This window comes from Novosphingobium sp. LASN5T (assembly GCF_003856955.1).
Lineage (GTDB): Bacteria > Pseudomonadota > Alphaproteobacteria > Sphingomonadales > Sphingomonadaceae > Novosphingobium.
The window spans coordinates 13,007-28,194 of the sequence record NZ_RQSI01000046.1 but is presented as its reverse complement, the minus strand read 5'-3'; the positions used below and the strand labels follow the sequence as shown (position 1 = coordinate 28,194).

14 protein-coding genes and 1 pseudogene are annotated in these 15,188 nt (G+C 61.9%); 13 read left to right on the top strand and 2 right to left on the bottom strand.

Going from position 1 to position 15,188, the window contains the following annotated elements; all coding sequences use genetic code 11:
* Window positions 1-270: 270 nt before the first annotated feature.
* Complete coding sequence (locus EH199_RS20300) at window positions 271-867, bottom strand: cytochrome c (RefSeq protein WP_124810958.1); 597 nt, start codon at window positions 865-867, stop codon at window positions 271-273.
* A gap of 647 nt (window positions 868-1,514) precedes the next feature.
* Here EH199_RS20300 and EH199_RS20295 point away from each other — a divergent pair.
* The 13 genes and pseudogenes from EH199_RS20295 to EH199_RS20235 all read left to right on the top strand — a co-directional run bounded on the left by EH199_RS20295 (window position 1,515) and on the right by EH199_RS20235 (window position 13,493).
* Window positions 1,515-2,444 carry an NAD(P)/FAD-dependent oxidoreductase gene (locus EH199_RS20295; RefSeq protein ID WP_124810957.1) on the top strand — a complete coding sequence of 310 codons (930 nt, stop codon included), beginning with the start codon at window positions 1,515-1,517 and terminating at the stop codon, window positions 2,442-2,444.
* 8 nt (window positions 2,445-2,452) lie between these two features.
* Window positions 2,453-2,593: pseudogene (locus tag EH199_RS20290) on the top strand (IS3 family transposase); the annotation flags it as partial.
* Window positions 2,594-2,919: 326 nt separating this feature from the next.
* Window positions 2,920-5,343, top strand: coding sequence for a glycosyltransferase family 4 protein (locus EH199_RS20285; protein WP_124810956.1), 2,424 nt, complete (start codon window positions 2,920-2,922; stop codon window positions 5,341-5,343).
* A 33-nt stretch (window positions 5,344-5,376) separates the two neighbouring features.
* Window positions 5,377-6,825 (top strand): F0F1 ATP synthase subunit beta, encoded by a 1,449-nt coding sequence (atpD, locus tag EH199_RS20280; protein WP_124810955.1) that lies wholly within the window; start codon window positions 5,377-5,379, stop codon window positions 6,823-6,825.
* The gene (locus tag EH199_RS20275; RefSeq protein ID WP_124810954.1) at window positions 6,822-7,241 is read left to right on the top strand and encodes a F0F1 ATP synthase subunit epsilon; all 420 of its coding nucleotides are present in this window, start codon (window positions 6,822-6,824) and stop codon (window positions 7,239-7,241) included. Before atpD ends, EH199_RS20275 begins: the two co-directional genes overlap by 4 nt.
* Window positions 7,238-7,525 carry an AtpZ/AtpI family protein gene (locus tag EH199_RS20270; RefSeq protein WP_083554958.1) on the top strand — a complete coding sequence of 96 codons (288 nt, stop codon included), beginning with the start codon at window positions 7,238-7,240 and terminating at the stop codon, window positions 7,523-7,525. The genes EH199_RS20275 and EH199_RS20270 overlap by 4 nt, the downstream gene beginning before the upstream one ends.
* The gene (locus EH199_RS20265) at window positions 7,501-7,788 is read left to right on the top strand and encodes an ATP synthase subunit I (protein ID WP_223806810.1); all 288 of its coding nucleotides are present in this window, start codon (window positions 7,501-7,503) and stop codon (window positions 7,786-7,788) included. The genes EH199_RS20270 and EH199_RS20265 overlap by 25 nt, the downstream gene beginning before the upstream one ends.
* Entirely contained in the window at window positions 7,785-8,474 is a 690-nt protein-coding gene (locus tag EH199_RS20260; RefSeq protein WP_124810953.1) for a F0F1 ATP synthase subunit A, read from the top strand. The genes EH199_RS20265 and EH199_RS20260 overlap by 4 nt, the downstream gene beginning before the upstream one ends.
* Window positions 8,471-8,713: a F0F1 ATP synthase subunit C gene (locus EH199_RS20255; RefSeq protein WP_072384143.1), complete on the top strand. Its 243-nt coding sequence runs from the start codon at window positions 8,471-8,473 to the stop codon at window positions 8,711-8,713. The genes EH199_RS20260 and EH199_RS20255 overlap by 4 nt, the downstream gene beginning before the upstream one ends.
* A gap of 9 nt (window positions 8,714-8,722) precedes the next feature.
* Window positions 8,723-9,475, top strand: a complete 753-nt coding sequence (locus tag EH199_RS20250) for a F0F1 ATP synthase subunit B (protein ID WP_124810952.1) — start codon at window positions 8,723-8,725, stop codon at window positions 9,473-9,475.
* A 99-nt stretch (window positions 9,476-9,574) separates the two neighbouring features.
* Entirely contained in the window at window positions 9,575-10,975 is a 1,401-nt protein-coding gene (locus EH199_RS20245; RefSeq protein WP_370449705.1) for a F0F1 ATP synthase subunit alpha, read from the top strand.
* On the top strand, window positions 10,972-11,844 hold the full coding sequence (locus EH199_RS20240; RefSeq protein ID WP_124810951.1) for a F0F1 ATP synthase subunit gamma: 873 nt from the start codon (window positions 10,972-10,974) through the stop codon (window positions 11,842-11,844). Before EH199_RS20245 ends, EH199_RS20240 begins: the two co-directional genes overlap by 4 nt.
* Window positions 11,841-13,493 (top strand): oleate hydratase, encoded by a 1,653-nt coding sequence (locus tag EH199_RS20235; RefSeq protein WP_223806809.1) that lies wholly within the window; start codon window positions 11,841-11,843, stop codon window positions 13,491-13,493. Before EH199_RS20240 ends, EH199_RS20235 begins: the two co-directional genes overlap by 4 nt.
* Window positions 13,494-13,662: 169 nt before the next feature.
* On the opposite strand, the gene EH199_RS20230 is transcribed toward EH199_RS20235, so the two are convergent.
* Window positions 13,663-14,952, bottom strand: coding sequence for a glycoside hydrolase family 130 protein (locus EH199_RS20230; RefSeq protein ID WP_124810959.1), 1,290 nt, complete (start codon window positions 14,950-14,952; stop codon window positions 13,663-13,665).
* Between the last annotated feature and the right edge of the window lie 236 nt (window positions 14,953-15,188).

Below are 15,188 nucleotides of genomic sequence, written 5' to 3'. Positions count from 1 at the left end.
CACCGCGGAAACCATCTTGGCCAGCGGTCACGTGCGACCGCACCGAAAGGCCGGACATATGGAAGCAAGCGATCCGATCAAATTTTCCGTTCAGCCCTTGCAAGAGGGAGCCGTCCACATATGGAACTGGGCGCAGCGCTCCGAAGCAATCGCCGCCTAAACCGGGCTACGCGCCGACCAGCATCACAACGCGGCCTTCACCGGACGGATACAAAGCACCCCACACAGCCGGCAGATATCGGCGACGAGGGTCGGGCAAAGGCAACATCGCTACGGCATCGTCTTCGTCATGCCAGGCATATCCCTCATCATCGCGTCATGGTCTTCCGGCGCACTGGCAATCGCCGCCTGATACTGGGCGGGCGTCATACGTGGAAGTTGACGCACGAAAGCGACCATGTCCCAGATCAGTTCATCGCTATGGGTTTTACCCCAGGCAGGCATCGCGGTCAGCTTGACCCCATGCTTGATGACCCAGAATTGCTCCTTTGCCGAACTCTGCTGCTCCCGAAAAAGCTCCGGGGCCCTGGGGTAGAGTCCCTGGCTGATCTCCGACTTCTCCAGTCCCGGCCCGAGATGGCAGCCACTGCACATCTCGGCATAGAGCCCCGCGCCGCTCTGTAGCCGTTTTATATCAAGCAGGTTGGCAGGAACGCTCACATTGCGAGACCGCACGGCGATCGAGCGATCACGAAGCATTTCTATGAGCCAATAAACAGGTTTGGTGTGCGGCGCATCAGCGCCGATGTCATAGACGCCAACATACATGACCGCGCCAGCAAGCGCGCCACCGACCAGAGCCGTCACCGCAATGAAGGCTACGCTTGGGAAATGCCTACGAAGCCATGCTGTTCTAGAATCTTGCATCGCGTCCTCCTCAGCAGAAAAGCTTTTGGTCAGTCCGTGTTTTCGCACCCGCCCAATTAATCATACGCGCGGGTCGTCCTTACCCCTCCTCGGCAATCTTGATTTTTAGCGCGAGTTGAACGCCGTGGGCCGTTTAAATAATCTTCGCAGCATCGATGAGGGGTTGTGCCGTGCGGTGCGTATTTGCTGTGTCGGCAGTGTCGCCGCCTATAAGGAGTTAATGAGCCCGACTACCAACCTGATCAGTCAACGGAGGGCCAGAGACTATGATGATCACCCAAAGCGTCTGCCCCATTGAGGCCGAGAAAGGTCTGTAGACCTCCAATGCGTCCCTCACTCCCGCATACAACCGAAACCCGACGCCAGCCCGCTGTGCGCCCGGCGACTTTTACGGGGCGAGCGGCTGAGGGCGAATCCAGTGCTTCTGACCTCTCTGTCCCACACCCACCCGCCCCCGCGCCACGCTGCGCCCCGTGGGCATCCGATTGGTCCATGCCGGCTAGAGATGGGCCACATCTGAATTAGGCACCGGCAGCTAAAACCCCTCGCCACCATCGACCTTTTTTTGGGGCGGGGCGCCTTCCTTCGAGTGCAGACCCGGCGAGCCGCGTATTTACAGTAACGGCCCACCTCGGAGAAAGGCGCACATGTACGACTGCATTGTCATTGGAGGTGGGCCCGCGGGTTTGGCCGCTGCCACGTATCTCGGACGGTTTATGCGTTCCTCGCTGGTCATTGACGCTGGCGGTGGGCGCGCATCATCAATTCCGACAACTCACAACCTTCTCGGGTTTCCTGAAGGAATATCCGGTCAGGTTCTGCTCGCGCGGATGCACCAGCATGCCACTCGCTACGGCGCAAAAGTGGTCAATGATTTCGTCAAGGGCGTCGTCCAGACCCAGTCGGGATTTGTCGTCACCACGGCTATCGATGAGGTTAGGACGCGGACGCTCTTGCTTGCACAGGGCGTCAAAAATCATCGGCCGAAATTGTCACAGGAGGCGCATGATCGCGGCGTTGCCCGAGGTCTGATACGCTATTGTCCGATCTGCGATGCCTATGAAATCCGCGGCAGGAGAGTAGCGGTGCTAGGCTGTTCAGAGCATGGCGCAGCCGAAGCGATGTTTGTTCGCCACTATAGCGATGCAGTGACCTTACTCACCCAAGATGCGTCCCGACTGTCCGAGGCGGAGAAGACCAAGCTAACTCGCGGTGGCATCGCCACTGAGCGGGTGCCCATTGGCAATTTGTCCATCAACGATCAGGATCTCACTGTAAAGCTGGCCGATGGCCGATCCTTACGCTTTGACACGCTTTATGTGGCCCTCGGCACGTCGGCTCATTCAGACTTGGCAAGGATGATTGGTGCCGAATTAGGCCCTTCGGGCTGCATCCTCGTCGATGAGCATCAGGAAACGACGATCAGCGGTATGTTCGCTGTTGGCGACATGGTCGAAGGGCTGGATCAAATTGCCGTGGCAGCGGGTCAGGCGGCGAAAGCGGCGACTGCCATTCACAATCGATTGTCTCACCCAACTCCCCCCTGTCCGCCGTTAGTACCAACGGCACAAATTTAAGGGTGTGAAGGACAATTGGCTGGGGCTGGATGTCCATGTCGACCGTATTCGACGCCATCTCGCGCTATATCATCGCCTGGAAGTTGTGCACCAACATGCAGGCCGAGGGTGTGACCGACACACTCGACCTCGCCCTCAACGCCTCGGGCTACGCCAACGCCTAACATCAACCTTAAGACGTCGCCCACATCCCGCTAGTCCAAGCGGCGAGTTGCGCCGAATGTTCTGACAGCGGCCAGTTCTGGCAGGCTTCACAGGTGGACGAAGATCCCCTGCCTACGCTGTGGGGTTCGCGTTCCTGCCACGCGGAGCGTGTTTCACGGACAATACGTATAGTGCGGCAACCGCGACATTCGGCATGCAAGTGCCTCATCGATCTTCGACGGGCAGGCCTGGACGCATTGCGCAATGGCAATACGCGCCGCCGCGTTCGTGTTGCCGACTCGAAAGAGATCCATTTGGTTAGAGGTTGAACATGAACGGTCCCGTCCTCACTCCCCGGCCCAGCCGCATCGCTCTTATCGGGACATGCGTGCCGCGCCATTGCGGTATCGCAACCTTCACAAATGATCTCCAGCAGGCGCTGAGCACTGCCGATCCGAACGTGGCCGCGATGACAATTGCCATGACCGACGACAAGAATGCCTACGCCTATCCCGATCAGGTCCCGCTGGAGATTCAACACGCAGACCCCGCCTCCTATGAAGTAGCGGCGGACTTTCTGAATGTTGCTGATATCGAAATCGTCTCACTGCAACATGAATTCGGGATTTTCGGCGGTGAGGCGGGTGAGCATGTCCTCGGCCTGGTGCGCGGCCTGAAAGCGCCACTGGTCACGACGTTGCACACGGTCCTTGCCACACCCAATCCGTCTCAGCGCCGTGTTATGGACGAACTCATTGCAAGCTCTGCCCGCCTGATCGTGATGGCTGATAAGGGGCGCCAGATCCTGCAGGATGTCTATGGCGTCTCGGCCGATCAAATCGCCGTGATACCCCACGGCGTACCGGATCGTCCCTTTCTGGATCCAGCTATGGCGAAGCACGATCTAGGCTTGGCAGAGCGGACCTTGCTGATGACCTTCGGACTGCTTGGGCCGGGCAAGGGTATCGAGACAGCTATTCGCGCGCTGCCCGCCCTCGTTCAGGAAAACCCCAAACTCCTCTACATGATCGTCGGCGCGACCCATCCCAATCTGGTGCGGGACGAGGGCGAGCTCTACCGAGAGAGCCTAACAGCACTCGCCAGCGAGTTGGGCGTTAGCGAACATGTCCAGTTCGTGGACAGATACCTCTCGCTTGACGCGTTGCTGGATTATTTGGCCGCATGTGACATCTATCTGTCACCCTACCCCAACGAGGCACAGATCGTTTCCGGGACGCTGGCCTATGCGATTGCGCTCGGCAAAGCCGTTGTCTCAACGCCGTTCTGGTACGCGCAGGAGCTGCTGGCAGACAATTGCGGCTTGCTCGTCCCGTTCGAGCAGGCAGACGGGTTTGCAAGGGCCATTCGCAGATTGATCGACGACGATACATTGCGAAGCGAAATTCGGACGAACGCCTATGCTCGTGGTCGGGCAATGATCTGGCCGAGAGTGGCGGAACAGTATCTCGAAGTATTTTCAACCGTCCGATTGGAGCGGCGTTCGGCAGGCGCAACCATCATCGGCTTTCCACCGATCCAACCAGGCAACACCCCATTGCCACATGTCTCGACGGCCCATCTCGCTGCTCTAACCGATTCGGTCGGTCTAATGCAGCACACCAAATTTGCGGTGCCCGATCGAAGACATGGCTATTGCCTAGACGATAATGCGCGCGCGCTGCTCGTCTTCACCGAACTCGCGGCATTGCGCCCTTTGACGGCGCAAGAGGAACAGTTGCACCTCACATACGCAGCCTTTGTCGAGAGCGCCTGGTCACCACAGACCAACCGGGTCCATAACTTCATGAATTTCGATCGGACGTGGTTGGAGAGCGATGGTGCGGATGACGCTCTGGGCCGCACGATTTGGGCGCTAGGCACCGTTGCTCGGCACAAAGACGCCCGTTCACTGGATGGCTGGGCCGCAGCCCGGGTGCTGGAGATCGCGCCCGTCTTGATGGCGTGTACATCGCCGCGCGCCTGGGCCTATGGTTTACTCGGCATATCTGCGTTCCTGGAACGCTTTCCAGGCCATCGCGGATTTGAGCGCCTCAGGGGCGAGCTAGCCAATCGGCTTTTCCAGCGCTGGTCCGACGCTGCCAGGCCTGATTGGATCTGGTTCGAGGATAGGCTGGGCTACGATAATGCCCGTTTGTGCGAGGCGCTGATTGTCAGCGGCCATGACACCGGCAAGGAGCACTATCTCGATGCAGGCCTTGATTCGCTACGCTGGCTGATGAAACTGCAAACAGCCGAACGCGGTCATTTCCGGCCCATCGGAACAGAAACTTTCGGTGCCGATCATCGGCATCCGCAACCCTTCGATCAACAGCCACTGGAAGCCTGGGCGGCCGTCAGTGCCTGTTTGACCGCGGCGCGTGTCACTGGAGACGCCGTCTGGCAAGGTGAAGCGAGCCGTGCCTTTGCCTGGTTCCTTGGCCAAAACGATCTTCGCGTTCTAGTGGTGGATATCGAGCGCGGCGCCTGCTTCGATGGATTACATCCCGACCGGCGCAACGCCAATCAGGGCGCGGAATCGACGCTGGCTTATATCGCGGCGTTGACCGCGATGCGGCGCACTCCGTTTGCCCAGCCTGACTTGCCACGTATTTCGGAAATGACGACCGCACGATGTACATGCCACCTCGGCGGAGCCAGCGAGGATCCAATCGATACCGGCGCGGCTTGTAGCTGGCTTACGCCGGACGTTGAATTGGGTGTTCGATCCACGACGCAGCTGGCGACAGCCAATTGAAGCGCCCTCGATCCAGGCAGGCAGACAGTCATCATGCCCGCCACTGATCCACGTCCGCAGACCTATCCAGGCCAAACAGGCCTATCCGATGCCGGACACGTTATTGCCGTGCGCGGCCCGGTCATCGACGTGGTCTTCCCGAAGGGGAAGCTCCCGCTGGTCGACGAGGCGTTGCTCATTCACTGGGACAGGCCCGACGTGCTGATGGCGGAGGTGCAGAGCCATATCGACGATCGCACGGTGCGCGCCGTAGCGCTGCAAGCCACCTCGGGCCTTTCCCGTCATGTCGCGGTCGAGGCAACCGGCGGCCCTGTAGCCGTGCCGGTTGGCGCTGCGGTGCTTGGGCGACTGATCGACGTCATCGGCAGGATTGGCGACGGCGGAGACCCATTGCCCGCCGACGTGACGTTGCGCCCGATTCACCGCGCGCCGCCGCCACTCCATGCTCAAAGTTCCGCGACGTCGCAATTTGAGACGGGGATCAAGGTGATCGACCTGCTTTCCCCGCTCGCGCAGGGTGGCAAGGCGGCAATGTTCGGAGGCGCCGGTGTCGGCAAGACAGTGCTGGTAATGGAACTGATCCACGCCATGGTCGCGCGCTATGAGGGCGTATCCGTGTTTGCCGGTGTTGGCGAGCGATCGCGCGAGGGACACGAACTTCTGAACGACATGCGCGGATCAGGCGTGCTCGACCGCACCGTGCTTGTCTTTGGACAGATGAACGAGCCGCCCGGCGCGCGCTGGCGCGTTGGGCTGACTGCGCTAACTGTGGCTGAGTATTTTCGCGACGAGCAGCACCGCAACGTGCTGCTGCTGATGGATAACGTCTTCCGCTTCGTCCAGGCCGGCAGCGAAGTTTCGGGGCTGCTCGGGCGACTGCCGTCCCGCGTCGGCTATCAACCGACCCTGGCAAGCGAAGTCGCCGCGCTGCAGGAGCGAATCGCCTCCGTCGCTGGCGCGGCAGTGACCGCGATTGAGGCAGTGTACGTGCCCGCAGACGATTTCACCGATCCCGCCGTCACCGCCATTTCCGACCATCTCGACAGCACCGTCGTACTATCGCGTTCGATGGCCGCGGAGGGCATGTATCCCGCGGTTGACCCGCTCGCTTCGGTCTCGATCTTGCTCGACCCGCTGGTGGTGGGCGCCGAGCATTACCGTATCGCGGAAGAGGTGCGCGAGACGATCGCGCAATACCGCGCGCTGCAGGACATCATCTCGCTGCTCGGCGTCGAGGAACTCGGGCGCGACGACCGGCTCATCGTTGATCGCGCGCGCAAGCTGCAGCGATTCCTGACCCAGCCGTTCGTCGTCACCGAGGCGTTCACCGGTACGCCGGGGCGCTCGGTGCCCCTCGCCGAGACGCTAAAGGGTTGCGCGGCGATCCTCGCCGGCGAGGCAGACGACTGGGCCGAGAGTGCTTTCTACATGATCGGCGATTTCGAGGAGGCGCGCGCGCGCCAGGCGGGAGCCCCCAAATGAGACTGTTGATCACCGATCCCGCGCAGATCGTCGCGGATCATCCCGATGTCGATGCGGTCCGCGCGGAAGATGCGACCGGCAGTTTCGGCATCCTGAAGGGCCATAGCGATTTTCTGACCGCGCTGGAAATATCGATCGTCTCTTGGCGGCACTCGGACGGACGGCAAGGCTTCTGCGCGATCCGCCAGGGCATCCTGACGGTCAGCGGTGGTCGCGACGTGCAGGTCGCGACGCGCGAGGCGCATATCGGTGACGATCTCGACACGCTCGAACGCGACGTGCTAGCCCGCTATCGCGAGCGCATCGACGCGGACCGGACCAGCCGCACCACTGCCGCGCGTTTGCGCACCCAGGCGATCCGGCAGATGGTTGCGGCACTGCGCGGCGGCGCGGCCACCAGCGACATACGCCCGTGAGCGACCCCCTGCCCGACCGCGAAACCCGGCTGACCAAGGCGGTACGCGTGCGCGCCGATCGCCGCAAGGCATGGGCGCGCGACGGCGCCCCGTCGCTGGCGCGCAATCTCGGCCAGATCGGCGCGCTTGGCTGGACGATCACCGTGCCGATCCTGATTTGCCTCGCCGCCGGGCGTTGGCTAGACCATCATTTCGCCAGCGGAGTGTTCTGGACGGCGCCGTTGATCATGATCGGCGCAGTGTTCGGCGGCTGGTCGGCATGGCGCTGGATCAACAGGCGATGAAGGCGGTCGCGATTCTGGCCTACGGGTGCCTCGGCATGGCCTCAGGCGCAATCCATTTCCTGTCCCTGCGCAAGGATGCCAACCTCCTGGTCGCGGGCGGCTCCATCTTCGCGGCACTGGGCTGGCGACTCGGACGCCTCGCAGTCACGATCGGGACGCTCGTTTGGGCCGCAACGCAAGGAGCGCCCGCGCTCATGGCAGCAGCGGGCGGCTTCCTGCTCGCGCGGCACCTGATCCTCCTCCGTCTACGGATGCCATCATGATTGGCTCGCCGTTCGACCCGCACGTCCTGTTCATGGTCGGTCCGGTGCCGATCACGACGCCGGTCGTCACGACCTGGGGAATCATGCTGCTCTTGAGCGTAGGCTCATGGCTGATCACACGTCGCCTCGCGCTCAAGCCGTCACGCGCGCAAGCCGCGCTCGAGCTCATCGTCGATATGATATCGACCCAGATCCGCGAAACGATGGGAGTCGCCCCAGCCCCTTATCTTTCGCTGATCGGAACGTTCTTCCTCTTCCTGCTCGTTGCCAACTGGTCGTCGCTGATCCCCGGCCTCGAGCCCCCGACCGCGACGCTGGAGACCGACATCGCGCTCGCGCTGATCGTGTTCGGCGCGACGCTCTGGTTCGGGATCCGCGCGCTGGGCGTTAACGGCTATGTCCGCAGCTTCGCCCAGCCTTCGATCCTGCTCGCGCCGCTCAACCTGATCGAACTGTTCACGCGCAGCCTGTCGCTGACCGTTCGCCTGTTCGGCAACATGATGAGCGGGGTATTCGTGATCGGCATCGTACTCAGCCTGGCAGGGTTGCTCGTGCCGATCCCGCTCATGGCGCTCGAACTGCTGACCGGCGCGGTACAGGCCTATATTTTCGGCGCACTGGCGATGGTCTTCATCGGCGGTGCGGTCAGCGAAACCACTTCCATTCAGCAAAAGGCAATGACATGAATTGGATCCATTTGATAAGCATCATGGGCGCCGCGCTAGCGATCTCGCTCGGCGCGATCGCCCCCGCGCTGGCGCAAGGAAAGGCCGTCGCCGCTGCGATGGACGCTATTGCACGACAGCCAGAGGCTGCGGCCACCGTTTCGCGCACGCTGTTCGTGGGCCTGGCGATGATCGAGACCATGGCGATCTACTGCCTGGTCGTCGCATTGCTGCTGCTCTTCGCCAACCCGTTCGCCTGACCCAGAACAGTGCATATCAACTGGTGGACGCTAGCGCTCCAGGCGATCAACGTCCTTGTCCTGATCTGGCTGCTTAGCCGCTTCCTCTACCGGCCGGTGGTGGCGGCGATCGCAGCGCGTCAGGCGGCGGCCGACGCTCTGCTCGCCGATGCGGCGGCGGCGAAGGCGCAAGCGGAGACCGAGGCGGCGGCCCTCAAAGCCAGCAACACCGCTCTTGCGGCCGATGCGGAACGGCTTCGCGCCGAAGTTCGCACCGCCGCCGACGCCGACCGCGTCCGATTGCTCGAAACGGCCCAGATCGATGCCGAAAAGATGGGCGAAGCGGCCAAGGCTGGTATCGCCGCCGAACGCGACGCCATGCGCAAGGCGCTGGAGACTCAAGCGGCAACGCTTGCGGGTGACTTGGCCGCAAAGCTTGTCCAGCACTTGCCGCCGGCCGTGATCCACGAGGCAATGTTCCAGAAGTTGACCGACCAGCTCGCCGCCATGCTCGAAGTGGACCGCGCCAGAAGCTTTGACGGCAGCGCGCTGACCCTCGTCACGCCCACCCCGCTCCACGACAGTGAACGCGCACGCTGCCGCGACGCCTTGGCGAAGCTCCTTCCGCTGCCACTCGACCTCGCGTTCGAGGAGGAACCGGATCTGATCGGCGGCTGCGAATTGCGCGGCGCGCACGTCCACCTCCGCAACAGCTGGCGCGCCGATCTGGACGATATGCTCGCCAACCTCGCGAAAGACGGAAACGATGCCCGAGACGCCTGAGAGCTGGCTGGAGCGCGCGCGCCAGAGCGTCGCGGCGACCGTCCTCGCCCCCGAACTGGCCAGATAGGCCGCATCGACTCGATCGGTGACGGCGTCGCTATGATTTCCGGCCTGCCTAACGCCCGGCTCGACGAACTGCTGCACTTCGACGGTGGCCAGGCGGGCTTCGTCCAGACACTCGACGGCGAAACTCTTGGCTGCGTGCTGCTCGACGATGCCGACGGCGTGAAAGCGGGGGCCATGGTGACCGGCACCAACGCGGTTGTCCGCACGCCGGTCGGACCAGGACTCCTCGGCCGGGTCGTCGATCCGCTCGGCCGGCCACTCGATGGCGGCGCGGCCATCGCCACCGAAAGCTTCGAACCGATCGAACGCGCCGCGCCCGCAATCATCGACCGCGACCTGGTTGTCCAGCCGGTGCAGACGGGGACCTTCGTGATCGACGCACTGTTCGCGCTCGGCCGCGGCCAGCGCGAATTGATCGTCGGCGACCGCGCGACCGGCAAGACCGCGCTCGCGGTCGATGCGATCGTCAACCAGCGCTCCAGCGACGTCATCTGCATCTACGTCGCAATCGGGCAGAAATCGTCGAGTGTCGCGCGGGCAATCGAACAAGTCCGTCGTCACGGCGCGCCCGAGCGATGCATCTTCGTGGTGGCGAGCCCCGCACAGGCGCCTGGGCTGCAATGGATCGCTCCGTTCGCTGCCTTCACCATGGGCGAATATTTCCGCGATCGCGGCGGTCATGTGCTGATCGTTGTCGATGATCTCACCAAGCATGCGGCCACGCACCGCGAGATCGCCTTGCTCACTGGTCAGCCTCCGGGGCGCGAGGCCTATCCCGGCGACGTCTTCTATCTCCACAGCCGCTTGCTGGAGCGCGCTGCCAAGCTTTCGCCCGCCAAGGGCGGCGGCTCGCTCACCGCGCTGCCTATCGCCGAGACCGATGCGGGAAATTTGAGCGCCTATATTCCAACCAATCTCATCTCGATCACCGACGGGCAGATTGCGCTCGACGCCAAGCTGTTCGCGCAAGGGCACAAGCCCGCGGTCGATGTCGGCATCAGCGTCAGCCGCGTAGGTGGCAAAACCCAGGCGCGCGCACTGCGCGACGTTTCGGGCAAGCTGCGCCTGGATTACGCGCAATTCCTCGAGCTGGAGATGTTCACGCGCTTCGGCGAGCAGCCCGAAGCGCGCGTGAAGGCGCAAATTGACCGTGGGCAAAGGCTGCGCGCCTTGCTCAACCAACCCCAGTTCCAGCCATTGCGCGTCGTCGACCAAACTGCGCTGGCGCTGGCACTGACACAGGGAGCGTTCGACGCGATCGCCGTAGAGACGGTCGCTGAGCTACGCGCGCGCTTGCCCGCCTGGCTTGACGCGCAGGCGGCGGAGACGGTCGCATCGGTCGAGAAAAGCGGCACACTGAGCGAACCCGATCGTGCAGCGCTGATCGCAGCAGTGGGCCGACTGACCAATAGCGTGGGACAGACCACGCCATGACCGAGCAGCTCGCCGATATCAGCGCCCAAATCGCGACCGTCAGGCAGCTCGGCGCGGTGGTCAACGCGATGCGGGGTATCGCCGCTGCCCGCGCACAACAGGGTCGCGCGCTGCTGCCAGCGGCACGTGCTTACGGCGATGTCGCGGCGCGCGCGATCGAGCAGGCGCTGCTGCTCGACGACACGTCACCCGTCACGCCGATGTCGCACCGGACCGCGCCGCCAGGCGTGATCGTGTTCGGCGCCGAGCAGGGCTTCGCGGGCACCTTTGCCGATCGCGTGCTCGACAGTGCCACTTCCGCGTTGGCAAATTCGCATGTTTTCCTGGTCGGCGACCGCACCGCGTCGCTGGCGCGCGAACGCGGGCTGCCCCTCGCCGCCACCTTCGCGGCACCGTTGCGCGCTGCCGCCATCATCGAGGTGGCCGCAGTGCTGATCGAGGCGGTCACGACCTATCTCGACACCAGCGGAGCGAGCCGGATCGACTTGATATTCCCGGTCTGGACCCCCGGGAAGGGCTTAAAGGTCACGCAGCGCCGCCTGTTGCCGCTCGATTTTGCCAGATTTAGCAGTGTCACCTCCACGCCACCGCTGATCCAGCTACCTCTGCCAAAATTGCTCGATTGTCTGACCGAGGAATATGTCTTCGCGCAGATCTGCGAAGCCGCCACCGAAAGCTTCGCCGCCGAGAATGAAGCGCGTGTCTCGACGATGGCATCCGCTAGCACCAATATCGCCGCTAAGCTCGAGACGCTGCAAGGGCTCGAGCGGATGACACGCCAGGAGGCGGTTACCGCCGAGGTGGTAGAACTGGCGTCGGGCGTTCGCTCGCGACGGCATCGACAGGCTGCCCGCGACAAATATCGATGACGTTGGTCAACCAAGCCCATCGCCCAAACCGAACTCCCCCAGCCAAAGAGGTCCGCATGACAAAGCCCGATCGCAGCCACACCCGCGCCCACCTCGTCGGTGGCGGGATCGCTTCGCTGGCGGCAGCCACCTTACTGATCCGCGACGGCGGACTGTCGGGGCACACCATCACCGTTTATGAGGAGCTCGACCGGGTCGGCGGCAGTCTCGACGGGTCGGGCGACCCGCACACGGGCTACATGGTCCGCGGCGGGCGGATGATGGAAAGCAAATATCTGTGCACCTACGACCTGTTCTCCTCAATTCCGACGCTCGACGGGAAGCAGACCGTCACGCAGGAAATCTTCGAATGGAACGAGGTCATCAAGACCGGTTCCAAGTCACGTCTAGTGCGCGGCGCTAACAAGATCGATGCGCCCGAATTCGGCCTGTCAGAGCGCCACATCCTGACGATCGAGAAGCTGGCGATCGAACCCGAGACGCTGCTCGGCGACAGCCGGATTTCCGACCATTTCGACCAAGCGTTCTTCAAGACTAATTTCTGGTTCATGTGGTGCACAACCTTCGCCTTCCAGCCATGGCACAGCGCGATCGAGCTGAAACGCTACCTCGTGCGCTTCACCCACATGGTCGCCGGGTTCAACGAACTGCACGGCATCATGCGGACGCTTTACAATCAATATGACTCGCTGGTGCTGCCGCTGCGCAAATGGCTCGACGAGCGCGGCGTGGTGTTTCGCCTCGGCAGCAAGGTGACCGACATCGCGTTTGCCGACCGCGACGGCACGAATTTTGTCGAGAGCCTGACCTGCGAAAGTGGCGGCACGACCGAGCAAGTCGAAGTCGCGCCCAGCGACCTGGTGATCGCGACGTTGGGATCGATGACCGAAGGCACCGCGATCGGCGGGATGGATAGCCCTGCGGCGCTTAACGACAAAAGCGTCGGCGGGGCCTGGGCCCTGTGGGACAAGATCGCCGCCGGCCGCCCCGAATTGGGTCGGCCCGCCAAATTCACCGACTATGTCGATGAATCGAAATGGCTCTCCTTCACCACCACGCTGAAGGACTCGGCGCTGTTCGACCGGATCCGCGATTTCACTGGCAACGTTCCGGGCGAAGGTGGCCTCATCACCTTCGTCGATTCCAATTGGCTGATGTCAATCGTGCTGCCACACCAGCCACACTTCATTGGCCAGCCCGACAACGTGCAAGTGTTCTGGGGCTATGGCCTCAGCGTCGATGCTCCCGGCAATTACGTCGCCAAACCGATGTCGGCCTGCACCGGGCGCGAATTGATGCAAGAATTGCTCGGCCACCTGGGAGAGATCGACCAGGCGCAGACCAGCCTCGAGGGCATGATCTGCCTGCCATGCATGATGCCCTTCATTACCAGCCAGTTCCTCAATCGCGCCAAGGGCGACCGGCCGCAGGTCCACCCAAAGGGCTATGCCAACTTCGCGATCACGGGACAGTTCTGCGAACAGCCCGATGACGTCGTCTTCACGGTCGAATACTCGGTGCGGTCCGCTATGTCGGCTGTCTATGCGCTGCTCGATATCGACCGGACCCCGCCCGCAGTGTTCAAGGGACAACTCGATCCTCGCAACCTCTACAAGGCGTTCCGCGCCTTGCATAACATGAACGATTGAAGGTCGGCACGATGGATGGCCGGTGGGCACTATCAGGTTCAGGGCGGTGACAAAACGTTGGACTCATGCGGAATGCTCGTCACCACCCGCTCGTTCTGAAATGGAGTAAGTTTTCCCGAAAGGGTGCCCACTATCGAAACGGTGATCAATTCTCATCAACTGAACTAGCTTACTCCATCACACTCAGGAGGTTATCGATCGAGACCGTAGCGAAAGCAGTGAAGCTGTCAGCAATTGCATATGGCAGAAGCATGGTCCGATCCTGAACGAGCGCACCGCAGCTATAGACGACATTGGGTACGTACCCGTCCCGTTCGTGCGGACTGGGCGCCAGGACCGGGCGCGGTGTTCGCGCCAGCAGCTTTGACGGATCATTCTTGTCGAGGAGGCATGCGCCAATGCAATAGTTGCGCACCGTGCCTACGCCGTGGGTCATAACCAACCATCCTTCGTCGATCTCGATTGGCGATCCGCAATTGCCCATCTGCACGAATTCCCAGGGGTATTTTGGCGTAATAAGCTTTGTGCCCCCTTCCCAGTTGAGCAATGAGTCGGAGAAATGAAGCCAGATATTCTTGCCGTCCTGACGGCCAAGCATGGCGTATTTACCCGCAATGCGGCGAGGGAAAAGGGCCATGCCTTTTCCGCTCGAGGCCTGGCCGGTCAGAACGCGCATTTCGAACGATCGGAAATCGGTGGTGCTCAGCAATTCCGATCGCACTTCACCACCACCGAACGCGGTATATGTTCCATGATAGACTATGCTGCCGTCATCCTCGCAGAAGCGCACAAGGCGCGTATCCTCAATGCCCTGCCTCTGGCTCGGCAGGACCGGAAAAAGCACCGTCTCCGAGATCGTGCGACTGCCGGCGCAGCACAGGCGCGCTGCTACGCCCTCTCCTTTCCCGCACGTATCGATAAGTGGCGATACCGATGTCGGGCTGGGATCATCGATCAAAAGTGCGCCGCCTGATGCCCAGGTACCGGTCCGGAACGTCACGGAAGACACATGTCCCTCGCCAATTCCGCGCAGCGACATCACAAAACGGATAGTTCCCTCCGGGAGCCCCGACTGTTCGGGATGGAGTACCACGCTTGGATTGAACAAGGCCGCAGCCTCGTACGCAAATTCTTCGCTGAAGTAGGCGCCGATCAACCGCCGCTGCTTGGCGTTGATACGACCCACACCCTCGATGCCGCCAGCGACCTCCTCGAACCGCCGAAGCAGCATCGTATCCACGTCACGGTGGTTTTCATCCAGAGACAATGTGACGCCTTTTAGCTGGCGCGCCAATTCAACCTCGTCAAGCGCCACGATCAGGTCCACGGTCTCTTGGGCACGTGACGTGCCGCCGGCGAAGTCTCGTGGGTAGTGCGGATCGAATGGCCGAACGACGGTCCGCGATGGATTGGGTCGAAGAACGCAATCATAGAAGTTAAGTTTTGCGCGTTGGATCATACCGACCGGCTCCCCTGTGCGTTCCTGCTTAATCAACACTGCCACTCCTCGTTGGAAAACGTATCGCAGCCGACTGTGGTATTCGGTGTAGCTTCCGTTCGCGGGATTGTGGACGGAAAGGCGACCCTTGCCCATAAATCTGCCCGTAAACCCTGTGCTGTGAGGGCCTATAAGTAAATTCCGCAGAAGCCGGTTTTCCCGGTCGGGTATGTTTCTCTTTAAGATAAGCCATCGAT